The sequence below is a fragment of the Halopenitus malekzadehii genome (assembly GCF_900108505.1).
GTDB classification, from domain to species: domain Archaea; phylum Halobacteriota; class Halobacteria; order Halobacteriales; family Haloferacaceae; genus Halopenitus; species Halopenitus malekzadehii.
In genome coordinates this window covers 1-24,659 of record NZ_FNWU01000020.1, presented here as the reverse complement: position 1 = coordinate 24,659, position 24,659 = coordinate 1, and the positions used below count along the sequence as shown (strand labels likewise).

Below are 24,659 nucleotides of genomic sequence, written 5' to 3'. Positions count from 1 at the left end.
GATTGAAAATTCGTCTTTCCAGTCGGGCAGTCTGTAGTGGTGTTTGTACGCAGAGCCGATGTCGTCAGCATCGACGTTTTCGTACTCGTACAGGGTGTAGTTGTACGCTTGGCGATGAATGTCGATGTGATGTTCCAGTTCAGCCGCTCCCTTTTGTGTCGGGTATGCAGGGTAGCGGTGACTGTACTCCATCGCGGTCTCTCGGTTAGGGATGTTTCGGGTTAATGGTTTGTACTGTCGTGCGGCGATTCATCCCCTCCCTACTCGCTCACTGCGTTCGCTCGTTGAGGAAGGGGCATTCTCGCCTCAATTCTGGCGATTCATCCCCTCCCTACTCGCTCACTGCGTTCGCTCGTTGAGGAAGGGGCATTCTCGCCTCAATTCTGGTAATGGCGACCCAACCACCATCGGTCGATGCTGACCACGAGTCCGACCACGACGACGCCGAATCCGACCACGGCTCCGGGGACGAATCCGATCCCGACGACGTCGAAGGACGGAACGCGGACGTCTGTACCGTCGTCGCCGCCGTCGAGGAGATGGGATCGAAATGGAAGCTCATCGTCCTCAACGACCTCCAGGACGGTGAAAAACGGTTCAACGAACTCAAACGATCGACCGGCGCGAGCTCCTACACGCTCTCGCGCGTGCTCGAGGACTGGTTGCGGGCGGGTTCATCGAGAACCGCAAGGAGTTCGAATCGCCGGTCGCGAGCTATTACTCGCTGACCGAGAAGGGTGGCGCCCTCTGTCCCGTGTTCGAGTCGCTCGACGACTGGGGCGAGGACTTCCTGTGAGAGCGAGTTTCGCCGACACGCCCCACCCATCATCTCACCCGCCCGTTTAACTCCGATCCCACATAATCCGACGGTATGCGCGTCGGATTGATCGCCGATGTCCACGCCAACCTCCCGGCGTTGGAGGCCGTCTGGTCGGATATGCCCGCGGTCGATCGTGTCGTCTGCGCCGGCGACGTCGTCGGGTACAACCCCTGGCCCGCCGAGTGCCTGGAGCGGGTTCGCGAGATCGCGGACGCGATCGTGATCGGCAACCACGACCGCACCGTCGATCGGCCCCACGAGTACGCGGCCAACCGGATGGCCGAAGCCGGCCTCGAACACGCCAAACGGGAGTTGACGGACGCACAGCGCGAGTGGCTCGCCGACCGCCCGCGGTCGGTGACGATCGCCGACGGCGACCTGCTCGTGGTGCACGATCATCCCACCATCCGAGACAAGTACGTCTATCCGTCGGAGTTCCCGTCCCTGGGTCGGTATCTGACGGAACACCGCGGACTCGTTCTCGGACATACACACGTCCAACACGCCGACGTCGTCGACGGGCGCCGCATCGTCAATCCTGGCAGCGTCGGCCAGCCCCGAGACGGCGATCCGCGAGCCGCCTACGCGGTCCTTGAGCTCGACCAGTCGGATCCCGGGACCGGCCGGTCCGATCTGAACCCGCCGACCGTCGACCTCCATCGCGTCGCGTACGACGTCGATCGCGTCGTCGACCGGATCGCCGACGTCGGCCTCCCCGATCGGACCGGGGAACGACTCCGAAAGGGGGAGTGACCGCCGGAGCTCGGACTCCGGGCGTGCAAGGGGCAGGATCGACCCGAAACGCTTAGGCCCGTTCCCGAGTCGAATCCGACCGTGACGACTCCCGCCCTCCTCCCGATCGTCGCCGCGGTCGCCGCGATCGTGGTCGCCGTGGCGCGCCGACTGTCGATCCTCCTGATCGAACTGTCGGGATCGGTCCCCTCCCCCGTAACGATATCCGCGGCTACCGTCGGTGGTCGTGCGGTCGCGTTCCTCGCGGTGTACGGCCTCGTCCTGGCCACCGCGTATCTGGTCGCGCGGGGAGCTCCGGACGAACCGGCGCTCCGAACGGACCGCATACTGGCGGCCGGAAGCGCGGCCGCCCTCGCACACCTGCTCGTTGCCGTCGGCCTCCTCGCGCTGATCGAGCTGTCCCAACCGTGGATCGTGACGGGCGCGACGGTCGTGGGAACGAGCGTCGCCGCCGGGGTCCGGATCGCGGTGGTCACCGTTGCGGGGCTGGCGCTCGGCGCCCGCCGCTGACCGGATCCCGGACCTTTAGGCGCGGGACGGCTTCCCTCCGGTATGCACATCGGCGTCGTGGTGAACCCGATCGCGGGGATGGGCGGTCGCGTCGGGCTGAAGGGAACCGACGGCAAGGTCGCCGAGGCGCGCGAGCGCGGCGCGAGCCCGCGGTCGCCCGACCGTGCCCGCCGGATGCTGACGCGACTCGTCGAACACGACGCGTCGATCCGCGTCTCGACCGCCGGGGACCCGATGGGGGAGTCGCTCGTCCGGGTTGCGGGGCTCGATCCCGAGGTGGTCTACGAGCCGGCCGGGGACCCGCCGGCCGCGAACGATGGTACGCTGGATGGTGGGCCGTCGGACGATGGAGCGCCGAACGATGGAGCGCCGAACGATGGAACCACGGAGGACGATACCCGGTACGCGCAGGCCTTGACGAGCGACGACGACACGACTGCCGCGGTCGAGGCCCTCCAGGAAGCCGGCGTCGACCTCGTCCTCTTCGTCGGCGGTGACGGGACGGCCGCCGACGTTGCGACCGCCCTCGAGGGGACCGGGATCCCGATGCTCGGCGTGCCGGCCGGCGTCAAGGTCTACTCGTCGGTGTTCGCGGTCTCGCCCGAGGACGCCGCCGACGTCGCGGTCACATTCGACCGCACCGAGCGCCGGGAGGTGATGGACATCGACGAGGACGACTACCGCGAGGGTGAGGTCTCCCCGGAGCTGCGGGCGGTTGCGTCCGTCCCCGTCGCCGACGCGCTCCAGTCGTCCAAACAGCTCGGCGGCGGCACCGTCGAGGCGCTCGCGGAGGGGATCGCCCGCGACGTCGATCCCGGCGTGACCTACGTCCTCGGGCCGGGATCGACCGTCGGCGCGATCAAGGCCGAACTCGGCTTCGATCCCTCGCCGATCGGCGTCGACGTGTGGCGCGACGGCGAGGTGCTCGTCCGTGACGCGACCGAATCCGAGATCCTCGAAGCGCTCGGCGAGGAGAACGTCATCGTCGTCTCGCCGATCGGCGGCCAGGGGTTCGTCTTCGGGCGCGGAAACCCACAGCTGTCGCCGGCGGTGATCCGGCGCTGTGACGTCTCGATCGTGGCCTCACGGAGCAAGCTCGACGAGCTGTCGGTCCTCCGGGTCGACACCGACGATCCGGAGCTGGACGCGGAGCTTCGGGGCTGGACCCGGGTCCGGATCGGCGCCTTCGAGACGCGGATGATCGAGATCGTGTGAGGTGAGATCGTGTGAGGTGAGATCGTGTGAGGTGAGATCGTGTGATCCACGATCTGCGCATCGACGTCGCGTTCCGGATCTCGAATTATCCCTTGTATTTTTCGAGGCGTGTATAATTGTCATAGGGATAGGGTTAAGGTCGCTGACGCGATATCGAACGGTATGGAAACGCGGAAGGTTCAGCGGCTCGGCCCCTCGACGCTGGCGATGACGCTTCCGGCCGAATGGGCGAGCGAACACGACGTCGACAAGGGCGATGAGGTCTCCATCCGGATGGGTGGAACGGGAACGTTAACGGTGCTCCCCGAATCCGCCAACACCGAGGAGTCGGAGGCGACCATCTACGCGGATAACCTCGACTCCGACGCCGTCGAGCGGGCGATCGTGGCACAGTACGTGCTCGGCCGGCGGGTCATCCACGTCGAAAGCGACGGCCCGCTCGGCAGCGACCACATCAACGCGGTCTACCGCGCGGAGACGCAGCTGATGGGGCTCGGCGTCATCGAGGAGACGCCCGAGAGCATCGCGATCCGCTGTTCGGTCGACCCCGAGGACTTCACCCTGAACAATCTGCTCGAACGCCTCGAGAACACCGGGTCGACGATGCGCGGTGAAGCCGTCAAGGCGCTTGCACACGGCAACATCGACCTCGCCCAGCGCGCGCTCAACCGGGAGCGGCAGGCGAACAAGATCTTCGTGTTGCTGTTGCGGCTGATCTTCACCTCCTACCAGAACCCGGCGTTGACCCAGGCCGTCGGGCTCGATTCGGGGTTCCCGCTCATCGGCTACCGGTCGGTGGCGAAGAACCTGGAGCTCACCGCCGACAACGCCGAGGACATCGCGGAGATCGCCCTGGAGACGGACGGCGAGTCGCTCGCCGTCGAGCAGTCGACGATGCGACGGATTCGGGAGTTCACTGACCAGGTCGACGAGCTCACCGCGATGGCGGTCCGTTCGCTCGTCGAGCGCGATTACGACCTCACCGTCGACTGTCGGCGCCTGTTCCGGGACATCGGCGACCGCGAGTCGGAGATCCTCAACGATCTCTCGGAGATGGACAACGAAGAGCTGCTCCGGGTTCGTGAGGTACTGGTCAGCCTCCAACACACCGCCGAGTACGCGATGCGGAACGCCGAGATCGCCGCCAACCTCGCGCTCAACGAGGAGTCCGAACACGTCGACATCGAGTGACGGGGATCGACCCCCCGTGACGCTGACGCCCGCCCGACGGAGCCGGCCGACCGGCAAACTGTCCGGCCGGCTCGGGGCGGCCGAACGACGGGGACTTATACGGCGTGAAGACGAACCGCCGGTATGAGCGAGGACCTCCCGGAGGCCGTCGAGCAGTTCCTCGAGGCGACCGACACGGCGCTTTCGGAGTACGACCAGGGGTACGTCGACGCCGACGCGACGCTGTCGGTGGTTCGCGACCACGTCGAAACGCTCCGTGAGACGGCTGCCGACGAGGAGTAGGCCACGAACCGATGGCGGTGGCGGTGCTCCCGCCGTGCGACTCGTCGCTTTTTATACGGTGCCGCGCCGATCGACCGTATGGTTTCGCCGATCTTCGATCCGGACGCCTGGGAGCCGGTGACAGACGAGTTCGAGGACATCACCTACCACCGCGGCGTCGACGTCCCCGCGGTTCGGATCGCCTTCGACCGCCCAGCCGTCAGGAACGCGTTCCGGCCAGGAACGGTCGACGAGCTGTACGCAGCCCTCGATCACGCGCGCAAACAGGCGGATGTCGGATGCGTCCTCCTGACCGGAAACGGGCCGTCCCCGAAGGACGGCGGCTGGGCCTTCTGTGCGGGCGGCGACCAGTCGGTTCGGGGCGGGTCCGGCTACGAGTACCGCGACGACGACGAGGCGAGCGAGGAGGAAGACGAACTCGTTCGGGAGGCGAAGGCCGGGCGGCTCCACATCCTCGAGGTGCAGCGGCTCATCCGCTTCATGCCCAAGCCGGTCGTCGCCGTCGTTCCGGGGTGGGCCGTCGGCGGCGGTCACTCCCTGCACGTGGTCTGTGACCTCACGCTCGCCAGCGAGTCGGAGGCGAAGTTCCTCCAGACCGATCCCGACGTCGCCTCCTTCGACGGCGGCTTCGGGTCGGCATACCTCGCCAAGCAGATCGGCCAGAAAAAGGCGCGTGAGGTCTTCTTCCGCGGGAAAACCTACTCGGCTGCGGAGGCCGAGGAGATGGGAATGGTCAACGAGGTCGTCCCCCACGAGGAGCTCGAGACAGTCGCGTTGGAGTGGGCCGACGAGATGACCCGAAAGAGCCCGACGGCGATGCGGATGTTGAAGTACGCGTTCAACATGGCCGACGACGGACTCGTCGGGCAGCAGGTTTTCGCCGGGGAGGCGACCCGGCTCGCGTACCGGACCGCTGAGGCCCAGGAGGGCCGCGACGCGTTCCTCGAGGGACGCGAGCCCGAGTTTCGGGAGTATCCCTGGCACTACTGAGGAGACGGTTGCGGATGGCAACCTTCAGGACGGCCGCCAGCCAACGTCCGACAATGAGTTCCACGGAGGTCTCGCGGGCGAAGGCGTGGGTCCTCGCCGCGCGACCACAGACGCTGCCGGTGGCGGCTGCGCCGGTGCTCGTCGGCGTCGGCCTCGCCCTGCAGGACGGCGTCTTCGCGCCGCTGCCGGCGCTGGCCGCGTTCGTCGGCGCCGCGCTGATCCAGATCGGGACGAACTTCGCGAACGACTACTACGACGCGAAAAAGGGCGCTGACACCCCGGATCGGGAGGGGTTCACCCGAGTGACCGCGTCGGGGATCATCGAGCCGCCCGCGGTCAAGCGGGCGATGTGGGTCACGTTCGCGGCGGCGGTTCTCGTCGGCGTCTACCTCGTCTCCGTCGGCGGCGTCGCGATCCTCCTGGTGGGGCTCGCGTCGATCGCCGCCGGGATCGCCTACACGGGCGGTCCGTATCCGCTGGGGTATCACGGGCTCGGCGACCTCTTCGTCTTCGTCTTCTTCGGCGTGGTCGCCGTGACCGGCACCTACTACGTCCAGGCCGCGGCGGTCGTCGCGTCTGCGTTCCCGACCGACCTCGTCTCAGCCGGGCTGTCGGTCGACGCCCTGATCGCGAGCCTCCCGATCGCGGCCATCGCGACGAACGTCCTCGTGGTGAACAACGTCCGTGACCGCGATGAGGACGTCCGAACCGGCAAGCGGACGCTTGTGGTCCGGTTCGGCTACCGGTTCGCGCGGGCCCAGTTCCTGGCGCTGACCGCACTGGCGTACGTCGTGCCCGTCTGGTTCGCGGTCGGGGCGTCGGGATACGGGATCGCTGTCCTCGCCCCGCTCGCCACTCTCCCGCGTGCCGCCTCGATCGTCACCACGATCCGAACCGAGACGTCCGGCGAGGCGCTCAATCCCGCCCTCGAACGGACCGGCAAGTGGCTCGCCGCCTACGCCGCCCTGTTCGGGCTCGGGCTGGCGGTGTGAGGAGAACGAAGTATGAGGAGGAAAAGCGAATGCGTGTGACCCCCGTCACCCTCGAACTCGACAGCCCGCTGCGGACGGCCAGCGCCGAGATCCTCGAGCGGGAGGGCTGGCTCGTCGGCCTCGATCCCGACGTCGACGACGTTCCCGCTCGCGGCGTCGGCGAGGCGACTCCCCTTCCCGACTGGACGGAATCCCCGTCGGCGTGTGCGGACGCGCTGGCGACCGCGCGCGAGTCCGGATCGGGTCCCGCCGGCGTCGAGACGCCTGCCGCGCGCCACGGGATCACGCTGGCGCGGGCGGACGCAGCCGCCCGGGCCGACGACCGACGACTTACCGACCACCTCGCGGAATCGGTCGGATTCTCGACGCCCGGTCCGGCGGCGAGCGTCCCGGTCAACGCCACCGTGGGCGAGGGATCGGCTGCGTCGGCCGCCCGGGCGGCCCGTCGGGCGGTCGATGACGGGACCCAGGCGCTGAAACTGAAGGCCGGGTCGCGACCGCTTGCCGAAGACCTCGACCGGGTCCGCGCCGTCCGGCGCGAGGTCGGTCCCGCCGTCGAGATCCGCGTGGACGCCAACGGCGCCTGGGACCGCACGACCGCACGACGGGCGCTCGACGCGATGGCCGACATCGGCGTGATCTACGTCGAACAGCCCCTTCCGGCGAACGACCTGAACGGCCACGTCGCGCTCCGCGATGAGCTCCCGGTCGACGTGGCGCTCGATGAGTCCGTCCGTGAGTTCGGGATCGATCGCGTCCTCGAGGCCGGGGCTGCGGACGTCGTGATCTGCAAGCCGATGGTGCTGGGCGGCGTGGACCGGACGGTCGATGCGGCCCGGAAGGCCCGAGCCGCCGACGTGGAGCCGATCGTCACGACGACGATCGACGGCGTGATCGCCCGCACCGCCGCGGTTCACGCGGCCGCGGCGATCCCCGACGTCCGTCCCTGCGGACTGGCGACTGGGTCGCTTCTCCGCGAGGACCTCGCGCCCGATCCGGCGCCGGTCGAGCGTGGGACGATCGACGTTCCTGAGGGACCGGGGATCGCCGGCGACGCGTTCGACGACTACGTGTTCGACGACCGCGCGGTCGACGACCGCACGGTCGAGTGACTCGAAATCGGCGTGCTCGTCGACGATCGCGTATGGACCTCACGCATCGACCTCGCCGATCGTCACCGAGTCAGATGGTCATCGAGTCAGATGGTCACCGAGTCAGGTGGTCACCGGGTCAGATCGTCACCGAGTCACTCCGTCTCGCCGAGCGTGAGGACGGGCACGGGCACGTCCCGGACCGTCCGCTCGGCGACGCTACCGAGCAGGACGCGGTCGGTCCCGCGCCGTCCGGTCGTTCCCATCACGACGACGTCGGCGTCGACGGCATCGATACGATCGCGGATGACGTCCGCCGGGTCTCCGCAGTCGACGTATTGCGTGGTCGTGACGCCGCGTGGTTCCGCCGCCGCGATGACCGCCTCCACGGCGTCGGTCGCTGTCTCCCCCTGGCCCTCGCCCGGCTCAGTCGTCGATTCGCCGTCACGATCGAGCCATTCCTCCTCGAGGATGGAGAGAACGTGGACCGTCGCGTCGAGGGATTCGGCGAGCGCCACTCCGTGGCGTGCCGCCCGGGTCGCGCCGGCGCTGCCGTCCGTGGGGATGAGGACGTCGTCGTAGGGGAACCGTAGCCGTTCGTCGGGCTGTGTCCTTACGGTGAGGACGGGGACCGAAGCGTGGCGGACGACCGCCTCGCTGACGCTTCCCCGGAGGTATCGTGTCACTCCGGTTCGTCCGTGGGTCGACATCACGATCAGATCGTGTCCGTACCGATCGGCGTATTCGACGATCGTTGACGACGGAGTCCCCTGGACGACGTCCGTCTCGAACTCGACGCCGGGCGCTTGCAGCCGCTCGCGGACGTCCTCGACGACCGTGTGCCCCTTCCGCACGAGTCCGTCAACGACGTCGTTCTCGACGACGGTCACGCTGTGACGTCCCGTGTCCGCGACGAACAGGAGGTGGATCGTCGCGTCCGCCCAGCTCGCGAGGTCCGCAACGTGATCGAGGACCGCGCTTGCGGGTTCGCTGTCGTCGACTGGGACCAAAACGTCGTCGTACATGTTTCGATACGGACCCATACACGGGGGGAACGGTAAGGTGTTTCCTCGGGTAGGTTCGACCCGCACGTCTCGGTGACGCTCCCATCGGTTCCCGGGGCAACCTAAAAGACGCTCGCCCACGAACCACGTGGTATGGTCACGACTACCGAACGGGACGGCGCGACGTGGTTCGCGTGTGAGGTGTGCGGAATGCTCTTCGACGATCGCGAGGACGCGACCCAGCACGAACGGTCCTGTGAGGGCGAGGAGCCGACGTACTTGCAGTGAGTGGATCTTGGTTCCCGATTCGATCGCCACAACGCGGCGGCTCGGTGTCCGCGGCTCCGGCAAGCTATATGTCGTCTGCTGACGTACCGATATCCGAACCGTGAGCGACCTTCGTCCACCAACCACAGACGAGATCGAACGCTACGCAGCCGCCCACCATATGGACCTCTCCGCGGAGGAGATCGAGGAGCTGTCGGCCGTCATTCCCGAGCTGCTCGGGGCCTACGAACGGCTCGATGAACTCTCCGCCTCGGATCCACCGGTTCAGTATCCCGACCGGGAATCCGGATTCGAGCCGACCGCCGAAGAGGATCCACTGAACGCGGTCATTCGGACGTGTACCGTCGAGGGGGCGGATTCGGGAATCCTGGAAGGGTACGACGTCGGGTTGAAGGACAACGTCTCGCTGGCCGGCGTCGAGATGACGTTCGGCTCGGACGTGGTACCCGGCTACGTCCCGGAGATCGATGCGACGATCGTCACCCGACTGCTCGACGCCGGCGCCCGGATCACCGACAAGCTGAACATGGAGAACCTCGCGTTCTCCGGCAGCGGCGAGATGTCCGCGTACGGCCATGTGCTGAACCCCCACGACCGGGATCACCTGGCCGGCGGTTCCTCAAGCGGCTCCGCCGCTGCGGTCGCCGATGGGACCGTCGACGTCTCGATCGGCGGCGATCAGGCCGGGTCCATCCGCATTCCGGCCGCCTGGTGTGGCGTCGTCGGTCACAAGCCCACCCACGGGCTCGTCCCGTACACCGGGATCCTCGGGCTCGGCCGCTCGTTCGACCACACCGGGCCACTCGCTCGAAGCGTCCGCGACTGCGCGCGCGTCCTCGAGGCGATCGCCGGAAAGGACCCGATCGACCCCCGACAAGGGGCCGTTCCGACGCAGCCATACACGGACGCGGTCGTGTCGGATCCGGATCCGGACGACCTCACGATCGGCGTGCTCGAGGAGGGGTTCGGCCACGAGGAGAGCGAGCCGGGCGTCGACGAGACTGTCGAGGCCGCCATCGACGAACTGTCGGATGCCGGCGCGACCGTCACCGAGGTCTCGATCCCGATGCACCTTGACGGGCTGCCGATCTGGAACGGAATCGCCAACGAAGGCACGACGGCGACGATACGCGGCGAAGGGATCGGTCACTTCGGAAACGGCTACTACGATACCGACCTGATGGCGGCCTTCGCCGAGGCCCGCCGGGAGAACGCCGACGACTATCCGCCGACGATCAAGCTGGTCGCCACGCTCGGCGAGTACCTGTCCGAGGAGTACCACAGCCACTACTACGCGAAGGCACAGAACCTCTCGCTGGATCTGGCGGCGGCCTACGACGAGGCGCTCGCGGACGTGGACGTCCTCGCGATGCCGACGACGCCCCAGACCGCCCACGAGCGCATCGCCGATCCCAGCCGGCTCCAGATCCTCGACCGCGCGGTGAATATGCTGCCGAACACCGCCCCGTTCGACGTCACCGGTCATCCCGCCATCTCGGTCCCCGCGGGCACGAACGACGGCCTGCCCGTCGGGCTGATGCTCGTGGGGGAACAGTACGACGACGCGACGGTTCTCCGGGCCGGCCGCCTCCTCGAGCAGCACGGTGAGTGAGACCGAGGACCGATCCCGTCAGGCGACGTCCTTGCGGTCCGTCGCCGGGGCCGAGAGCGCCAACCGCGCGGGTCCGTCGATCGACTGAAGCGGGTCGACGTCGACCACTCGACCGATCACGGCCACGGGCGAGGCGGCACGCGGCCGGTCGTCCGTGCTCGCCGGCGTCGGGCCCCAGAACAGACAGATCGCCGGGCCGGACGGCCAGTAGGCGATCGTTCCGGGCTTCACGACCGTGCGCGTCTCGGCGACCGGTGCGTCGACGTCGGTCCCGACGTACAGTTCGTCGCCCCAGCGCGCCGCGTCCCCGTTGATCGGCAGCGTGTCGGCGATCGTGGCCCGCGTTTCGGGGTTCGCGTCGGCCCACTCGGCAGGCAGCGTCTCGTCGTCGACGTGAACGGTGAGATCGCTCATCGGTGCCGATCGGAACCGCGTCAAGAAACGCCTTTGGGCCGGTTGGCCGATGCGGCCGTTCTTCGCCCTTCGTCGGGCTCGGTGTGTGACACACGGCGATCGAAGCCGCAATGTCGGTGGCCGTCGAACCGGCACTCAGTGGGAGACCGGACGGGGAGATCACGGCACGTCCGCGGCGTCCACGAGCTGTCGATCCCCCGACGGGACGGTGGGTTGGTGTGAACTGGCGGTATCGGCACACGGTGTTGGTGCTGTGTATGGGCGCCTTCTTCGTGACCTACTTCGCGCGGCTGGCGATCAGCCCCGTCGTTCCGCTCATCGTTGCCGACCTGGCGGTATCGAACACCGTCATCGGCGTCGCGCTGTCGGGGATGTGGCTGGCATACGGGCTGTCACAGTTCCCGAGCGGGATCCTTGCGGACCGGTTCGGGGAACGCCGGGTGATCCTTCTGGCGGTGGGCGGGACGACCGTGATGAGCGTTCTGTTGGCGTTTGCCCCCGTGTTTCCGGTGTTCGTGCTTGCGGCGGTCCTGCTTGGGCTCCTCGCGGGTCTTCACTACGCGGTCGCGACGACGCTGCTGTCGCGTACCTTCTCCGACGTCGGCACGGCGGTCGGGATTCACACCGCGGGTGGGCCGTTGGCCGGGCTGGTTGCGCCGACCATCGCGGCGTGGATCGGCGTCAGATACGGGTGGCGCCCCGCGATCGCGGTTTCGGCGATCGTCGGCGTGCCAGTGTTGCTCGCGTTCGCCTGGCGGGTCCGACCGACCGAGCCGCGTCGTCCCGACCAGCGAATGCGCGAACGCTTTCGGGTCGGTCCCCTGGTCGAGTTGGTGACGCGGCCGGAGTTGCTGGCGCCGCTGCTGGTCGCGATGGCCGGCACGTACGTGGTCCAGGGCCTGATGTCGTTTCTGCCGACGTTCCTCGTCGAGTTCCGCGAGTACACGACCGCGACCGCCGGCGTCGTCTTTTCGGCGTTCTTTCTGGTGCGGACGGGCGCACAGGTGGTGATCGGCCGGCTGTCGGACCGCCTCAGTCGTGACGCCGCGATCGCGCTCGCGATGGGGGCCGGCTGCCTCGGGACGATCTCGTTCGTCGCCGGCCCCGGCGCTGTCGGCGTCGCAGGGGGCGTCCTCCTTGCGGGGTTCGGATCGAGCTTCTTCTCCGCGATCGATTCGCGGTTCATGGACGCGCTCGGCGACGCCGAGCGCGGCGCCGGGTTCGGGCTGGTGCGGACGACTTACACGGTGGTCGGGGCAGCCGGATCCGTGGGTGTCGGATTGGCAGCCGACCTGTTCGGGTGGGCGATCGCGGTGTGGATCCTGGCTGGACTGTTCGGACTCGCGTTGCTGATCGTCGTGATCGACCACGGGCGATGAGGCGGACCGCGGACCGTTCCCGTCCCCTCAGAACTCCCCGAGGTGCCGCTGATCCGGATCCAGCGCCGGGTCCTCGATGTCGGCGTCGGGATCGGCGCCCAGCAGTCGTGGGAGTGCGGTGTACGCGAAGGTGAGCGCCAACACGAGGATGATCGGCGCGAGGAAGAGCCCGTGGAACCCGAGGACGACGGGGCCGAAGATGTACGCGAGCATCAACAGGCCGACGTGGGTCGTCTTGCCGCTGAAGTAGGGTCGAAGCAGGATGTCGGGGATCGTGTCGACGACGACGACGGTGAGTGCGAGGAATCCGACGACGTACGGAACCGGACCCACGTCGCCGGCGAGCACGGACGGGGTGACCATCACCGCCGCGATCGGGAGGTAGACGATCTTCATCCCGACGACCGGGATCAGGCTCGCGACGCCGGTGAGCGCCCCCGCGAGTGCGGGATACGGGACCTGCGCGGCCGGCGGCACGAAGACGTTGTACCCCATATACGTCGTGACCGCGATGAGCGAGATCGCGATGACGTTGAGCAGGTTGCCGAACAGTACCGACTCCAGCTCGTCGTCGGCGGCTTCGAGGTACTCTCGGACGATCGCGTCGTCGTCGAACGCCAGCAGCCACTCGTGGACCTTCCCGCCATCGATGAGGAGGTAGTAGGTGACGACGACCACGATGAGCAGGTTGAGCACGAAACTCGAGAGCATCGACGTCAGGAAGCCGGCGTGATCGAGCCCGAACTCGATGAGGGGATCGAACCCGCCCGATCGGTACAGCTCGACGATCCCCTCGAAGGTCAACTCCGGCGGGGTGTCCCCGGTATCGAGCCATGCGACGTTTTCCGCGGCGGCCTCCATCACGGCGTACTGTTGGACGAACTGTTGGGCCTCCACGACCAACAGGACGACGGTGTAACTGATGAGTAACAACAGCGGGATCCCGACCATCGAGAGGGCTGACGCGGCGCGAACGCGTTTCGGCAGCCGGAACCGGGCGAGCCCGCGATAGAACCGTCGTGTGGAGTAGTAGATGAAGACGGCAACCGTGAGGGCGGCGACGAACCGATAGGCGATGTAACCGGTGATGAGGGCGATCACCAGTCCGAAGAGGGCGACGACGAACCGTTTCTCGTCCATGGTCCGGGCTTCCACGGGATGGTATATAAATTGTCAGCACGCCGATCGGCGTTGGCGATCATCGGGCTGACCGGCTGCCGATCGACCGATCGAACCCGGTGGGAGCGGCTACCCGTCCGGGTCGTTTCGGGAGCCGTCCGGGTCGCCGGCCGCCTCACCAGGTTCGGTCCCGGTCTCATCAGGTTCGCCGGTCGTCTCGTCAGGTTTGCCGGTCTCGTCCGGTTCGTCTCCTCGTCCCTCGCCGTCCGCGCGGCGTTCACTTAGCGTCTCCCATATCTCCGTGCACCCGGCGCCGGCGGGAACGTCCTCGAGGTGTTCGGCGTCCTCGTGGTGCTGCTCGCTCATTCCGTCGACTCCTCCCGTCTCGGTGGGTCGAACAGTTCGGGGGCGACGTCGGCGGAGGTGTGTTCGATCGGCGTCGTCGGTGTCATCGTTACCCGACAGGTCTCCTGCCCCCATAAGCGACCGCGCCCGGACAATCGCTACCGGGAGTCGGTGATCCCGGAGCGTCTTGCGGCTACCCCGGCTCCCCCTCGTCGGAACGTATTCTGCCCGAAACGGTGCCCTAGGTGCCGATACGGGTTGGTCCGCTCCGTGGCCGGCGTCGGAGATCGGGGGAAGGGTGACGGGTGGCGGTGACCGTTTCCGGCCGGTGCTCGAACGACCGGTATGGCGATCTCGCTGCGGACGCTCGATGACGGCGCATGGGTCTCCGTCGCGGACGAACGACGAACCGGCGTCAGCGAGCTCTGGCGCGTGCGGGGCGTCTGTGACTGCCCGCTCGCCGAGTTCGTCGTCGAGGGGATCACCGATGTCGCGGTGGACGGGCGGACCGTCGCCGCGGGAACGTACGGGCGGTGTATCCGCTGTGGCTGCTCGACGTCGACGACACCGATCCCGGTCGGCCGCATCGTCGATGGGTGCTACGAGCCGATCGACCGGGATGCGGTTCGGCGGCCGGTCGAAACGACGCGACCCAGCGATCGGAAACGCTGACCGGTATCCGGTTGCTCCGGGGAGGATTGACGCCGAAGGACGGTTTAGGACCCTCTCGCCCCCAGACGGGAACGAGATGCCAACCGACGTCGAACGGTGGAAATCGGAAACGTACGGCAACGAGATACGCGAGCACCTCCTCGAGTTCGCCGAGCAGGGCTGGGAGTCGATCCCCGAGGACGAACGCGACGCCTGGTTCGAGCGGTTCAAATGGTGGGGGCTGTACCACCAGCGAAGCGGCCAGGAGAGCTACTTTATGATGCGGATCGGGACGCCAAACGGCGTGCTTGAGCCGGGGCAACTCCGCGTCGTCGCCGAGATCGCCGACGAGTACGCCCGGGGACCCGCGGAGAACCCGGAATTCGGGGCTGCCTACTGCGACTGGACGACGCGGCAGTCGATCCAGCTCCACTGGATCCGGCTCGAGGACGTCCCGGAGATCTTCGAGACGCTGGAGGCCAACGGGCTGTCGACCCAGCAGGCCTGTGGCGACTCCTGGCGGAACATCGTGGGCTGTCCCATCGCCGGAAAGGACCGTCACGAGTTCGTCGACGCGCTCCCGGTCGCGATGGACCTCCACGAGACGTTCAAGGGGGACGACGATCACGCCAACCTCCCCCGGAAGTGGAAGGTGAGCGTGACGGGCTGCCGGGAGGGCTGCGGACAGGGCGACATCAACGACCTCGCGTTCGAACCCGCCGAGAAGGACGGACGGCGGGGCTTCAACGTTCGCGTCGGCGGCGGGCTCGCCCGCAACGAGCCGCGGTTCGCGCGCGACATCGACGTGTTCGTCGAGCCCGATGCGGTCGAGGCGGTCGCCGGCGGTCTCTCTGCGCTGTTCCGCGAGTACGGCGATCGGGAGGACCGGTACTCCGCCCGAAGCAAGTTCCTCGTCGACGAATGGGGGGCTGAGAAGGTTCGACGCGTCCTGCAGGAGGAGTTCGTCGAGTTCGAGCTCGAACCCGCCGGCGAGGACCTCCGCGAGGAGTACACGTACAACGCCGGCCGGACCGGCGGGGCAGCCGCCGCGGATCTCCCCGACGGCGGCCACAACGACCACGTCGGCGTTCACGAACAGGCCGACGGGAACTACTACGTCGGGTTGAACGTGCTCGTCGGGCGGATGGGCGTCGACGACGTCCACGAACTCGCCGACCTGGCCGACGAGTACGGGTCCGGCGAGGTTCGGCTCACCCAGCGACAGAACGTGCTTGTGACCGACGTCCCGGAGGACCGCCTCGACGCGTTCCTCGCGGAGCCGTTGCTCGCGGACTACTCGCCGGCTCCCGACCCGTTCATGCGCGGCTCCATCGCCTGCACGGGGACGGAGTTCTGTTCGCTCTCCATCGTCGAGACCAAGAACCGACAGGTCCGGTACGCACGCTGGCTGAAGGAACACGTCGATCTCCCGGACGACGTCGACGAGTTCCACGTCCATCTGTCGGGGTGTACCGCCTCGTGTGCCCAGCCGCAGATCGCCGACGTCAGCCTCCGCGGGATGAAGACCCGAAAGGACGGCGAGCCCGTCGAGGCGCTCGACATCGGTCTCGGCGGTGGGCTCGGTGAGGATCCACGGTTCGCGGAGTGGGTCGGCCAGCGCGTCCCCGCAGACGAGGTTCCCGGGGCGATCGCGACGTTGATCGACCGGTTCCGCGACCGCCGCGCGGACGGCGAGGGGTTCCGGGCGTTCATCGAACGGCTTGACGCCGAGGGGGACCTCGAGGAGCTCATCGAACCCGCGGAGACGAGCTACGAGGACCCGTACATGCACAACACGAAGATGACGTGGTATCCCTACGCCGACGACGACGGGATGGACACCAGCCCGGCACCGGCTCGGGCGGACGGAACGCCCATCCCGAGCGAGGACTGATCCCGTCGATGCCCGACCGACTCATCCGGATCACCGCATCCACGACCTTCCCCCTGCTCGAGGCGACCGCGGCCGGCCACGACTTCGCGGAGGACGCCGAGGCAGTGCTCGACGTGACGACGCCGACGACCCCACCGGAGAACGAGACCCCCGACCACGTCACGGTCGAACTGGAGCTCGACAACACCGATCTGACCGAGCTCTCTGCCCACGTCGACCGGGTGACGCTGTCCGCGGACCAGGCCCGCCATCTCGCCGGCGAACTGACCGACGCCGCCGATCGCGTCGACGAGCCGAAGTCGTGACCGGTCACGGTCCCCTTCCCACTCCCTCTGCCGACTCATTCTCTCTGCCGTCCCACCCCCTCTGCCGTCGTCCTCCCCCGATCAGTCGGGCGTGGTCGCGAACGCGGTCAATCCGACGCCGAGGACGGTGATCGCGATCGTCACGACGATGGCGGTCGTGTACCCGTCCGTGTACGCGATCGTGGCGGCACCGAGCGGCGGCATCGCGATCGCGCTGACCCCGGGCGAGAGGTTGAACACCCCGATGATCGCCGTGTCCCGCTCGGGGGAGTACACCTCCATCAACAGCGGCACGTACAGCGTTGCGCCGCCGCCGGACCCGAGACCGACCAGGAAGATACCGAGGGCGAGCGTGGAACTCGACGGGACGAGCAGCGCTCCGAGGCCGACGATCACACAGCTCAACGACCCGATGAAGGCCAGCCTGGACCCGATGCGGTCCGCGACGTACCCGCCGCCGATCCGGGAGGCGATGCTGACGCCACCGACGAGCCCGAAGGCCGCAGACGCCGTCCCGCCGGCCAGTCCGCGGGCGGTGAACAGGTCGATCGCGTAGGCGGCGAACAGCTGATACCACGCGAACGAGAGTCCGATCCCGACCACGAGCAGCTGAAACGTCCGCGTCCCGACGAGACCACGGAGCCACACGACGAGTTCCCCGAGGGAGGACCCCGAGGTCTCGGCCCACTCCGGTCGTCGGCAGACCGCGCCCGTACACGCGAACGCGACCGCGGTCACGCCCATCAGCCAGAGAAACCCCTCACGAACGCCGACGGTCGAGAAGGCGTACTCCCACGCCGGCGGCAGGACGGTCAAGCCGACGCCGTTCCCGACGAAGACGAGCCCCGTGGCGGCGCCGCGATGCCGTCGGAACCAGCGCGGGACGATCGACGCCACGAGGACGAACGTCGTTCCCCCGGCCAGTCCCATCGTCGCGAACACCACGAGCAGTCCCGCCAGGGAGTCGACGACGTACAGCGAGGGCGCGAGCAGCCCGGTCACGACCGAACACGCCAGGAGGACACCCCGAGCCGGCAACCGGGCCGCGAAGATGCCCACGATCCCGGACCCGATGAAGAACGTGAACAGCATCGCGGAGAAGACCGTCGAGAGCGCGACCGGGTCGACCCCGAACGTCGCGCTGACGGGGGCCCGGAAGACGCCGTAGGAGAAGGCCGTTCCGAAGGTGAACACCATCCCGATCGCGCCGGCGATCGCCACGATCCAGCTTCGGCGGCCGTCGGGGGCCGGGCCGTCAGGGGCCTGGCCGTCAGTGACCTGGCCGTCGCTCGGATCGATCGCCTCGGTGGCTCCCCCGGGTGGTCCGTCCGTACTCGGTTCGGTCACGGTATCCGGTTACTGTGAGCGCCCGCGAAAGCGTTGTGGTCGGGGCGGTCGGTTCCGGTTCGTCACGGGTCGCGATCGTGACCTCGGCGGCGACACCTCTGGTCTGGGTCGTCCGGACACGAAACTGCGCCGATCGACGCGTTCAAAGGCTCGCCACCGAAACCACGGCGTGATGACCCTCTCCGTGACGGATACCCTGCGGGACGAGCGCGTGGCGTTCACGGCCGACGGCGACGAGGTATCGCTGTACGTCTGCGGGTTGACCGTCTCGGACGACCCGCACCTCGGCCACGCTCGGCTGTGGGTCCACGCGGACGTCCTCCACCGGTGGCTCGATCACCTCGGATACGACGTCCGCCACGTCGAGAACGTCACCGACGTCAACGAGAAGATCACCGCCAGAGTCGGCGAACGCGAGGACTGGCACGCCGAGCCCGACGTCGCCGAGACGTTCACCGCCGAGATCTTCGAGGCGATGCGCGGGCTCAACCTGCGTCGTGCCGAGGTGTATCCCCGCGTCTCCGGGCATATCCCCGAGATCATCGACCTCGTCGAGTCGATCGTCGAGGCGGGATACGCCTACGAGTCGAACGGCTCGGTCTACTTCGACGTCACCGCCTTCGAGAACTACGGCGCGCTCTCGAACCAGGAGGTCGCCGAACTCGAGGCACAGGGCGAGCCCGACGAGCGCTCCGAGAAGCGGCACCCGGCCGACTTCGCCCTCTGGAAGGCCGGCGGCGTGAGCGAGGCCGCCGTCGAGGAACACCGGAAACACGACCACGACGTCGCCCTTCCGGACGGGGAAACCTGGGACTCTCCCTGGGGCGAGGGGCGTCCGGGCTGGCACGTCGAGTGTTCCGCGATGTCGATGACCCACCTCGGCGACACCCTGGACGTCCATATGGGCGGTCGGGACCTCGTCTTCCCCCATCACGAGAACGAGATCGCCCAGTCGGAGGCGGCCACCGGCGAGACGTTCGCCCGCTACTGGCTTCACGCCGGGTTGCTCTCGATGGAGGGCGAGAAGATGTCCTCCTCGATCGGCAACTTCTGGACCGTGCCCGACGCCCTCGAGGAGCTCGGCGTCAACGTCCTCCGGACGTTCTACGCCGGAGCGGCCTATCGGTCCGAGCAGGCGCTCACCGACGAGACGATCGCCGAGGCCGAGGAGCGATGGGACCGCCTCTCGCGCACCTACGACCGGGCGGTCGATGCCGTCGACTCCGTCGACGCCCACACGAAGGCGGCCGATGAGTCCCTCCGATCCGCAGTCGAGACGGCACGGGACGACTTCGCGGCCGCGATGAACGACGACCTCAACGTCCGGGAGGCGACCGCCGCGCTGTTGGCGCTCACCGACGCTGTCAACCGCCATCTTGACGACGCGGCGACGGAGACGTCAGCTGGCGGCCCCGAATACGACTACCGCGGCCTCCGGCGAGCCGTCGAAACGTTCGAGGAGTTGGGTGAGGACGTTCTGGGGCTCCGGTTCGACGCCGCCGGTCCCGGTGTCGGGGACGGCGAGGTCACGCTGGCGGACGACCTCGTGGACCTCGTCCTCGACCTCCGCGAGGCGGCCCGCGAGGCGGGCGAGTACGAGCGGGCGGATGAACTGCGCGACGCGCTCGAGGACGTCGGCGTCGTCGTGGAGGACGGTCCCGAGGGACCGACCTATCGGTTCGAGTGACGTCGGGAGTCGGGAACGGGCGCGGGGCGCGGCGGCCGGAATCCCCCTGGTCCGCCTCCGCAACAGCTCCTTCCGTCGCCGTCGAGGACGTGAGTCCATCGGATATCGGATCGACGAAATCGAACGTGAGTTCGCCGGCTTTGAGGATCGCGGACGGGACCTCGACCATATTCCGTTCGTGGATCCCGATCCCACAAATATCCCCATTCGATCGACACGGGACGGTTCCATCCCGGTCGCGTCGGCGTAGCCTTTTAAACTCGCCGCGCATACGGCCGACGATGAGCGGTAAGCCCACCGTCGGCGAGTACATGACGCGCGACGTCAAGACCGTCGCGCCCGACGACACGGTCGCGGAGGTCGCACAACGGATCATTGATTCCGACGGACACAACGGCTTTCCGGTCACCGAGGGGCGAACGGTGCAGGGGTTCGTCTCGGCTCGGGACCTCCTGTTGGCCGATGAGGAGGCCCAGATATTCACCGTGATGACCGAGAACCTGGTGGTCTCTCACCCCGATATGAAGATCACCGATGTCGCCCGCGTGATCCTCCGGTCGGGGATCCAGAAGCTGCCGGTCGTCGACGACGCCGGCAATCTCGTGGGCATCATCTCGAACACGGACGTCGTTCGGTCGCAGATCGAGCGGGCCACGCCCCAGAAGGTCGGGAAGCTGATGCGGACGCTCGAACAGATCCACGGCGTCGGCGTCGAGGAGGAGCGACGAACCGTCCAGCTCGACCGACTCACGCCGACGCAGGTGCGGGTGTACGCGGACGAGCTCGAAGGGCGGGAGTACGAGCTCGAGAACGGGCTCGCCGAGCCGCTCGTGGTCATCGACAACGATGGGGAGCTCTACCTCGCCGACGGCCACCACCGTGTGATGGCCGCCGAGTCGATCGGCATGACGGAGATGGACGCCTACGTGGTCGTTCTCGACGAACCGGTCGAACTCGGGATGGCCGAGACCGCCAGCGAGGAGGGGCTCGACTCGCTGTCCGACATCGAGGTCGTCGATTACGCCCGCCATCCCCTCGTCGAGACGACCGAGCGGCTACAGTAGCGGTCGAACGACGCCGTTTCAGCTCGGTCGGTCGAACGCCTCGCGCCAGTCGTCGACCAGTTCGTCCGCAGCCGCCTCGTCGGCGACCGACTCGCGCCGATACGTCCGTCCCTCCGGCGCCTGTTCGAGCCGATCGACGCGGACGACGTAGCCCTCGCCGTCGCCGCGGTCGCGTTTGCGGATCGAGGCGAGGCCGTCCGATCGTTCCCACTCGGTGATGCCGTCCCGGTCGCGGCGAACGCGCCAACTCATACCTCACCGACGGCGCGGGACGAGCTAAAAGGACGCGGTCACGGTCGCGGCGTGGGTCGACGCGGACGTCGCTCGTCGACCGCCGCCGATCGACGGCGTCCGGCGGCGATGCCGACACTAACGAACCGACCGACGACGGATCCACGTCCTTTTAGGCGCGCCCTTTTAACGTGGTCGTATGAGTTTCGAGAAGGACGACACCGTCGTGCTGTCGGACAAACACAGCGAATACGACGGCGAGGCCGGCACGATCACCCAGAAGATGGACACGATGTTCGGCGACGCCACCTACACCGTGAGCTTCGAGGACGGCCAGGAGACCGGCGTTCCGGCGGACGCGCTCGAGGCGGCCGACGAGGAGGCTCCCGAGGACGACGCCGACGCCGCCGAAAACGCCGACGAGGAGTAACGCGACGCCACGATGGCCCGGGTCCCGCTTCATTACGTCGAGCTTCGAACGTTCTGTTACGCCACCGAGGACGAGAAGCGCGTCACGGCGGCGCTCGAGACGTTTCTCCCCGAGGACGCGGCGATCGACCGCGTCGAGAACGTCGGCCATCACGGCGACCGGATCGTGGTGCTGTCCGCCCGGGTCGAAACGGCCGACGAGATGCGGCACGTGCTCGATCGCCTCGCGGACCTCGAGGCCATCGACCGGGTGATCGACGAACTCGGCGAGCGCGTCGACGAGAACTGCTCGCTGTTCCTCCGGCTGGACAAACAGGCGGCGTTCCGCGACGACGTCCGGCTCGGCGACGGGATCACCCTCCGTGGAAAGGTCGAGGCCTATCCGGCGAAACGGGAGGCGGCCGTCGAGAACGCCCGCGAGCTGCTCGAACGGCACCGCGATGACGGCGTCTGAGCGCTCCGTCACCGTCCGTTGACCGTCGTCTCTCCCGGTGCACTCTCATTCTCGCCGTCTTCCGTTATGCGGCGGACCGTTCGGACGCCGAGGAACCGCGGAACGCGATCGACGTAGCGGTCGTACGCCTCGCCGAAGGCGGCACGCAGATGCGGTTCCTCCGCCCGCGGCAGGAGGAGCACCCACCCGACGTGTACCGCGGCGAGCACCGCAACAAGCCTCGCGTCCGCGACGACGGCGAATCCCGTCACGCCGACGATCATCCCGACGTACTGCGGGTTTCGCGTGTACCCGTACGGGCCGTCCGTATAGAGATCGCCGGTGACACCCATCGTCTCCGCCGAGCGCATCGTTCGAGCGCCCCACACGAAGATGGCGGTCCCACAGAGCGCGAGCACGCCGCCCGTGACCGCCACGAGGCGGGACAGTCCCCATGTCCCCCACTCGAGGACGGCGGTGGCGACGAACGACACATCGAAGACCGCGACGAGCGTCCAGTGGCAGTAGTACGCCGGTGTGCGGTCGCCCGGCGGCCACCACTCCCGATCGGTTAGCAACGACGCGAGCACGATCACGTAGACGCCCAGGGCCGACACGAGGCCGGCCCCGAACACGAGTACGGTCGGCGTCGATCCGAGGTCCAGTAGCGTCATGCACGATCGGATCCTGACGCGCCCGACGGGCGAGAGTACTGCCTCACAGCTGCGGCGACTATTTATATATAGATCGGGGACGCGGGATCGAACATGCGATACGCCCGCGTTCGGATCCACCACGATCCGGGAACGCGCCACCCGATGCACACCTTCGAGATGGATCACGACCGGATCGAGCGTGCCGAACTCCGATACTGGAACGCGCTGCTCGACGGAACGAACGCCTTCGTCTTCCGGGTCGTCGGCGATCCCGACCCATTCAGGGCGAGGCTCGGAGCCCGCAAATCGACGATCGACTACGCGATCACCCCGGCACGGAACGGCGTGTTCCACTGCTGTGTCCGCGACGAGGCGACCGCGACCGACGAGGACTACATCGCCGCGTTTGCACGGGGAACGCTGGTCGTCGTTCCACCGGTCCGATTCAACTCCGACGGCACGACCGATCTCACGATCGTGGGAACCGCGACGGACGTGGCCGCCGCCGTCGAGGACCTGCCCGAGGGAATGCGTGCGACCGTCCGATCGGTCGGTCCCTACGAGCGCTACGCTGACCCCGCAGCGACGTCAACCGAAGGTCCCACGACGGGACGGCTCACGGAGCGACAACGCACGGCCGTCGCGGCCGCGGTCGAACACGGTTACTACGAGTCGCCACGGGCCGGGACGGTGGCGGACGTGGCGGAGGAGCTCGGCGTCTCGACCGGGACGGCCGCGGAACACCTCAGAAAGGCCGAAGCGACCGTGATGGGTCAGCTCGTCGATCGGTAGCTTCGATCACGGACGACACCGCCGCCGGGGGCGACGATCAGTAGCCCAGCGACTCTCGCACCAGCACGACGGTGGTTCGCCCCTCAGCCATCTCCCGTCGGAAGATCAGCTGCTTGGCGATCGCGGAGTCGACGCCGTAGGCCTCGTTCGCGCGCTCGTTCTCGAGCGGGTACGCGACCGACTCGAGCCGGTCGAGCGCGTCCTCGAGCGTCGGCACGATCTTATTGACGCCGCTGACGATGAGCACGTTTCCGGCGGCGAAGGGGTACGCGCCGATGCGGCTGCCGGACTGGTCGGCCGCAACCAGCTCGCCGCTGGCGGCGACGGCGTTGATGCCGCCGAGGAAGTAATCGGCCGTCTGCGCCTCCCGACGGGCCGTCTGTCGGGCGGCGTCGTCGTCGATGCTCCGGATCTCCTCGGGCAGACTCTCCCACTGGTGGTCACCCGCGGAGAGGTACTCCATGAAGCCGATCTCCTCGAGCGTCGTCGAGTGGCCGTTCATCACCGACGCGCCGGCGGGAATCCGGTCCTGAATCGTCTCGATCCCCTCGTCGGCGGAGTCAACCACGACGACGTCGAACCCGTTCGCCTCCAGGTTCGAGACCGCCTCGGAAACGGTCTCCTCGTCGGGGTGGGTGTCGAGCGATGCGTCGATCTGGGCGTCGTCGATGTAGTCGGCTTTGGTCTGTGACATCGGGTGGTGTCACGTAGCGTCCCCACCCACTTAACCACGCGCGGACGCCGGGATCAGCCGGTGACACCGGTGTTACCAGAATTGAGGCGAGAATGCCCCTTCCTCAACGAGCGAACGCAGTGAGCGAGTAGGGAGGGGATGAATCGCCAGAATTGAGGCGAGAATGCCCCTTCCTCAACGAGCGAACGCAGTGAGCGAGTAGGGAGGGGATGAATCGCCGCACGACAGTACAAACCATTAAGCCGAAACATCCCTAACCGAGAGACTGCGATGGAGTACAGTCACCGCTACCCTGCCTACCCGACACAAAAGGGAGCGGCTGAACTGGAACATCACATCGACATTCATCGCCAAGCGTACAACTACACCCTGTACGAGTACGAAAACGTCGATGCTGACGACATCGGCTCTGCGTACAAACACCACTACAGACTGCCCGACTGGAAAGACGAATTTTCAATCTTCTCGGAG

At 67.5% G+C, this 24,659-nt stretch carries 29 protein-coding genes and 1 pseudogene; 21 read left to right on the top strand and 9 right to left on the bottom strand.

The genetic code is table 11. The features are described from left to right. Window positions 1–192 (bottom strand): helix-turn-helix domain-containing protein (locus BLW38_RS14310; protein WP_177167528.1); only part of this gene is annotated, 192 nt, incomplete at its 3' end. A gap of 347 nt (window positions 193–539) precedes the next feature. Between BLW38_RS14310 and BLW38_RS16875 the strand changes: the two are divergent. The 9 genes and pseudogenes from BLW38_RS16875 to BLW38_RS14270 all read left to right on the top strand — a co-directional run bounded on the left by BLW38_RS16875 (window position 540) and on the right by BLW38_RS14270 (window position 7,865). Continuing rightward, window positions 540–796: pseudogene (locus BLW38_RS16875) on the top strand (winged helix-turn-helix transcriptional regulator). Between the two features lie 75 nt (window positions 797–871). Beyond that, on the top strand, window positions 872–1,573 hold the full coding sequence (locus BLW38_RS14300) for a metallophosphoesterase family protein (protein WP_092817872.1): 702 nt from the start codon (window positions 872–874) through the stop codon (window positions 1,571–1,573). A gap of 81 nt (window positions 1,574–1,654) precedes the next feature. Further along, window positions 1,655–2,083 (top strand): hypothetical protein, encoded by a 429-nt coding sequence (locus tag BLW38_RS14295; RefSeq protein WP_092817871.1) that lies wholly within the window; start codon window positions 1,655–1,657, stop codon window positions 2,081–2,083. A 42-nt stretch (window positions 2,084–2,125) separates the two neighbouring features. Further along, entirely contained in the window at window positions 2,126–3,298 is a 1,173-nt protein-coding gene (locus tag BLW38_RS14290) for an ATP-NAD kinase family protein (RefSeq protein WP_092817870.1), read from the top strand. A 162-nt stretch (window positions 3,299–3,460) separates the two neighbouring features. Further along, on the top strand, window positions 3,461–4,489 hold the full coding sequence (locus BLW38_RS14285) for a phosphate signaling complex PhoU family protein (RefSeq protein ID WP_092817869.1): 1,029 nt from the start codon (window positions 3,461–3,463) through the stop codon (window positions 4,487–4,489). Window positions 4,490–4,612: 123 nt separating this feature from the next. Next, on the top strand, window positions 4,613–4,771 hold the full coding sequence (locus BLW38_RS16370; protein WP_177167527.1) for a hypothetical protein: 159 nt from the start codon (window positions 4,613–4,615) through the stop codon (window positions 4,769–4,771). 78 nt (window positions 4,772–4,849) lie between these two features. Then, window positions 4,850–5,761 (top strand): 1,4-dihydroxy-2-naphthoyl-CoA synthase, encoded by a 912-nt coding sequence (locus tag BLW38_RS14280; protein WP_092817868.1) that lies wholly within the window; start codon window positions 4,850–4,852, stop codon window positions 5,759–5,761. A gap of 53 nt (window positions 5,762–5,814) precedes the next feature. Next, complete coding sequence (locus BLW38_RS14275; RefSeq protein WP_092817867.1) at window positions 5,815–6,753, top strand: 1,4-dihydroxy-2-naphthoate polyprenyltransferase; 939 nt, start codon at window positions 5,815–5,817, stop codon at window positions 6,751–6,753. A gap of 29 nt (window positions 6,754–6,782) precedes the next feature. After that, the gene (locus BLW38_RS14270; protein WP_092817866.1) at window positions 6,783–7,865 is read left to right on the top strand and encodes a mandelate racemase/muconate lactonizing enzyme family protein; all 1,083 of its coding nucleotides are present in this window, start codon (window positions 6,783–6,785) and stop codon (window positions 7,863–7,865) included. A gap of 134 nt (window positions 7,866–7,999) precedes the next feature. Here the strand turns inward: BLW38_RS14270 and BLW38_RS14265 are convergent, their stop codons facing one another. Continuing rightward, complete coding sequence (locus tag BLW38_RS14265; protein WP_092817876.1) at window positions 8,000–8,869, bottom strand: universal stress protein; 870 nt, start codon at window positions 8,867–8,869, stop codon at window positions 8,000–8,002. A 132-nt stretch (window positions 8,870–9,001) separates the two neighbouring features. Here BLW38_RS14265 and BLW38_RS16700 point away from each other — a divergent pair, with 132 nt between their 5' ends. Both BLW38_RS16700 and BLW38_RS14260 read left to right on the top strand, forming a co-directional pair. After that, entirely contained in the window at window positions 9,002–9,136 is a 135-nt protein-coding gene (locus tag BLW38_RS16700; protein WP_281241175.1) for a DUF7128 family protein, read from the top strand. Between the two features lie 100 nt (window positions 9,137–9,236). Then, window positions 9,237–10,748, top strand: a complete 1,512-nt coding sequence (locus BLW38_RS14260; RefSeq protein ID WP_092817865.1) for an amidase — start codon at window positions 9,237–9,239, stop codon at window positions 10,746–10,748. An 18-nt stretch (window positions 10,749–10,766) separates the two neighbouring features. Here BLW38_RS14260 and BLW38_RS14255 read toward each other — a convergent pair whose 3' ends face one another. Next, window positions 10,767–11,162, bottom strand: coding sequence for a cyclophilin-like family protein (locus BLW38_RS14255; RefSeq protein WP_092817864.1), 396 nt, complete (start codon window positions 11,160–11,162; stop codon window positions 10,767–10,769). Window positions 11,163–11,380: 218 nt separating this feature from the next. On the opposite strand from BLW38_RS14255, the gene BLW38_RS14250 reads away from it, so the two are divergent. Beyond that, on the top strand, window positions 11,381–12,541 hold the full coding sequence (locus BLW38_RS14250; RefSeq protein WP_092817875.1) for an MFS transporter: 1,161 nt from the start codon (window positions 11,381–11,383) through the stop codon (window positions 12,539–12,541). Window positions 12,542–12,568: 27 nt separating this feature from the next. On the opposite strand, the gene BLW38_RS14245 is transcribed toward BLW38_RS14250, so the two are convergent. Together BLW38_RS14245 and BLW38_RS14240 are read right to left on the bottom strand one after the other, a co-directional pair. Continuing rightward, the gene (locus BLW38_RS14245; protein ID WP_092817874.1) at window positions 12,569–13,681 is read right to left on the bottom strand and encodes an AI-2E family transporter; all 1,113 of its coding nucleotides are present in this window, start codon (window positions 13,679–13,681) and stop codon (window positions 12,569–12,571) included. 108 nt (window positions 13,682–13,789) lie between these two features. Beyond that, window positions 13,790–14,026 carry a hypothetical protein gene (locus BLW38_RS14240; protein WP_143040906.1) on the bottom strand — a complete coding sequence of 79 codons (237 nt, stop codon included), beginning with the start codon at window positions 14,024–14,026 and terminating at the stop codon, window positions 13,790–13,792. 324 nt (window positions 14,027–14,350) lie between these two features. On the opposite strand from BLW38_RS14240, the gene BLW38_RS14235 reads away from it, so the two are divergent. The 3 genes from BLW38_RS14235 to BLW38_RS14225 all read left to right on the top strand — a co-directional run bounded on the left by BLW38_RS14235 (window position 14,351) and on the right by BLW38_RS14225 (window position 16,855). After that, window positions 14,351–14,677, top strand: a complete 327-nt coding sequence (locus tag BLW38_RS14235; RefSeq protein WP_092817862.1) for a hypothetical protein — start codon at window positions 14,351–14,353, stop codon at window positions 14,675–14,677. Window positions 14,678–14,753: 76 nt separating this feature from the next. After that, a complete protein-coding gene (locus BLW38_RS14230; RefSeq protein WP_092817861.1) occupies window positions 14,754–16,550 on the top strand; it encodes a nitrite/sulfite reductase in 1,797 nt (598 codons plus the stop codon). An 8-nt stretch (window positions 16,551–16,558) separates the two neighbouring features. Further along, complete coding sequence (locus BLW38_RS14225; RefSeq protein ID WP_092817860.1) at window positions 16,559–16,855, top strand: DUF6360 family protein; 297 nt, start codon at window positions 16,559–16,561, stop codon at window positions 16,853–16,855. An 81-nt stretch (window positions 16,856–16,936) separates the two neighbouring features. On the opposite strand, the gene BLW38_RS14220 is transcribed toward BLW38_RS14225, so the two are convergent. Next, complete coding sequence (locus BLW38_RS14220) at window positions 16,937–18,052, bottom strand: MFS transporter (RefSeq protein WP_092817873.1); 1,116 nt, start codon at window positions 18,050–18,052, stop codon at window positions 16,937–16,939. Between the two features lie 322 nt (window positions 18,053–18,374). On the opposite strand from BLW38_RS14220, the gene cysS reads away from it, so the two are divergent. Beyond that, window positions 18,375–19,889 carry a cysteine--tRNA ligase gene (gene cysS, locus BLW38_RS14215; protein WP_092817859.1) on the top strand — a complete coding sequence of 505 codons (1,515 nt, stop codon included), beginning with the start codon at window positions 18,375–18,377 and terminating at the stop codon, window positions 19,887–19,889. A 281-nt stretch (window positions 19,890–20,170) separates the two neighbouring features. Continuing rightward, a complete protein-coding gene (locus BLW38_RS14210) occupies window positions 20,171–20,953 on the top strand; it encodes a CBS pair associated ParBc domain-containing protein (RefSeq protein WP_092817858.1) in 783 nt (260 codons plus the stop codon). 18 nt (window positions 20,954–20,971) lie between these two features. Here BLW38_RS14210 and BLW38_RS14205 read toward each other — a convergent pair whose 3' ends face one another. After that, window positions 20,972–21,205, bottom strand: coding sequence for a DUF7543 family protein (locus BLW38_RS14205; protein ID WP_092817857.1), 234 nt, complete (start codon window positions 21,203–21,205; stop codon window positions 20,972–20,974). Window positions 21,206–21,383: 178 nt separating this feature from the next. On the opposite strand from BLW38_RS14205, the gene BLW38_RS14200 reads away from it, so the two are divergent. Together BLW38_RS14200 and BLW38_RS14195 are read left to right on the top strand one after the other, a co-directional pair. Continuing rightward, the gene (locus BLW38_RS14200; protein ID WP_092817856.1) at window positions 21,384–21,614 is read left to right on the top strand and encodes a DUF1918 domain-containing protein; all 231 of its coding nucleotides are present in this window, start codon (window positions 21,384–21,386) and stop codon (window positions 21,612–21,614) included. A 12-nt stretch (window positions 21,615–21,626) separates the two neighbouring features. After that, entirely contained in the window at window positions 21,627–22,067 is a 441-nt protein-coding gene (locus BLW38_RS14195; RefSeq protein WP_092817855.1) for an RNA-binding protein, read from the top strand. 8 nt (window positions 22,068–22,075) lie between these two features. Here BLW38_RS14195 and BLW38_RS14190 read toward each other — a convergent pair whose 3' ends face one another. Then, window positions 22,076–22,720 carry a methyltransferase family protein gene (locus BLW38_RS14190; protein ID WP_092817854.1) on the bottom strand — a complete coding sequence of 215 codons (645 nt, stop codon included), beginning with the start codon at window positions 22,718–22,720 and terminating at the stop codon, window positions 22,076–22,078. A gap of 93 nt (window positions 22,721–22,813) precedes the next feature. Between BLW38_RS14190 and BLW38_RS14185 the strand changes: the two genes are divergently transcribed. Continuing rightward, a complete protein-coding gene (locus tag BLW38_RS14185) occupies window positions 22,814–23,494 on the top strand; it encodes a helix-turn-helix domain-containing protein (protein ID WP_092817853.1) in 681 nt (226 codons plus the stop codon). 37 nt (window positions 23,495–23,531) lie between these two features. On the opposite strand, the gene BLW38_RS14180 is transcribed toward BLW38_RS14185, so the two are convergent. Next, on the bottom strand, window positions 23,532–24,188 hold the full coding sequence (locus tag BLW38_RS14180) for a lactate utilization protein (RefSeq protein WP_092817852.1): 657 nt from the start codon (window positions 24,186–24,188) through the stop codon (window positions 23,532–23,534). Between the two features lie 270 nt (window positions 24,189–24,458). Here BLW38_RS14180 and BLW38_RS14175 point away from each other — a divergent pair. Continuing rightward, window positions 24,459–24,659 (top strand): helix-turn-helix domain-containing protein (locus BLW38_RS14175; RefSeq protein ID WP_177167526.1); only part of this gene is annotated, 201 nt, incomplete at its 3' end.

Coding starts and splice junctions, on each gene's coding strand:
- BLW38_RS14300 (WP_092817872.1), top strand. CDS start 872: ATGCGCGTCGGATTGATCGCCGATGTCCACGCCAACCTCCCGGCGTTG.
- BLW38_RS14290 (WP_092817870.1), top strand. CDS start 2,126: ATGCACATCGGCGTCGTGGTGAACCCGATCGCGGGGATGGGCGGTCGC.
- BLW38_RS14285 (WP_092817869.1), top strand. CDS start 3,461: ATGGAAACGCGGAAGGTTCAGCGGCTCGGCCCCTCGACGCTGGCGATG.
- BLW38_RS16370 (WP_177167527.1), top strand. CDS start 4,613: ATGAGCGAGGACCTCCCGGAGGCCGTCGAGCAGTTCCTCGAGGCGACC.
- BLW38_RS14280 (WP_092817868.1), top strand. CDS start 4,850: ATGGTTTCGCCGATCTTCGATCCGGACGCCTGGGAGCCGGTGACAGAC.
- BLW38_RS14275 (WP_092817867.1), top strand. CDS start 5,815: ATGAGTTCCACGGAGGTCTCGCGGGCGAAGGCGTGGGTCCTCGCCGCG.
- BLW38_RS14270 (WP_092817866.1), top strand. CDS start 6,783: ATGCGTGTGACCCCCGTCACCCTCGAACTCGACAGCCCGCTGCGGACG.
- BLW38_RS14265 (WP_092817876.1), bottom strand. CDS start 8,869: ATGTACGACGACGTTTTGGTCCCAGTCGACGACAGCGAACCCGCAAGC.
- BLW38_RS16700 (WP_281241175.1), top strand. CDS start 9,002: ATGGTCACGACTACCGAACGGGACGGCGCGACGTGGTTCGCGTGTGAG.
- BLW38_RS14255 (WP_092817864.1), bottom strand. CDS start 11,162: ATGAGCGATCTCACCGTTCACGTCGACGACGAGACGCTGCCTGCCGAG.
- BLW38_RS14245 (WP_092817874.1), bottom strand. CDS start 13,681: ATGGACGAGAAACGGTTCGTCGTCGCCCTCTTCGGACTGGTGATCGCC.
- BLW38_RS14240 (WP_143040906.1), bottom strand. CDS start 14,026: ATGAGCGAGCAGCACCACGAGGACGCCGAACACCTCGAGGACGTTCCC.
- BLW38_RS14235 (WP_092817862.1), top strand. CDS start 14,351: ATGGCGATCTCGCTGCGGACGCTCGATGACGGCGCATGGGTCTCCGTC.
- BLW38_RS14230 (WP_092817861.1), top strand. CDS start 14,754: ATGCCAACCGACGTCGAACGGTGGAAATCGGAAACGTACGGCAACGAG.
- BLW38_RS14225 (WP_092817860.1), top strand. CDS start 16,559: ATGCCCGACCGACTCATCCGGATCACCGCATCCACGACCTTCCCCCTG.
- BLW38_RS14220 (WP_092817873.1), bottom strand. CDS start 18,052: ATGGTGTTCACCTTCGGAACGGCCTTCTCCTACGGCGTCTTCCGGGCC.
- cysS (WP_092817859.1), top strand. CDS start 18,375: ATGACCCTCTCCGTGACGGATACCCTGCGGGACGAGCGCGTGGCGTTC.
- BLW38_RS14210 (WP_092817858.1), top strand. CDS start 20,171: ATGAGCGGTAAGCCCACCGTCGGCGAGTACATGACGCGCGACGTCAAG.
- BLW38_RS14205 (WP_092817857.1), bottom strand. CDS start 21,205: ATGAGTTGGCGCGTTCGCCGCGACCGGGACGGCATCACCGAGTGGGAA.
- BLW38_RS14200 (WP_092817856.1), top strand. CDS start 21,384: ATGAGTTTCGAGAAGGACGACACCGTCGTGCTGTCGGACAAACACAGC.
- BLW38_RS14195 (WP_092817855.1), top strand. CDS start 21,627: ATGGCCCGGGTCCCGCTTCATTACGTCGAGCTTCGAACGTTCTGTTAC.
- BLW38_RS14190 (WP_092817854.1), bottom strand. CDS start 22,720: ATGACGCTACTGGACCTCGGATCGACGCCGACCGTACTCGTGTTCGGG.
- BLW38_RS14185 (WP_092817853.1), top strand. CDS start 22,814: ATGCGATACGCCCGCGTTCGGATCCACCACGATCCGGGAACGCGCCAC.
- BLW38_RS14180 (WP_092817852.1), bottom strand. CDS start 24,188: ATGTCACAGACCAAAGCCGACTACATCGACGACGCCCAGATCGACGCA.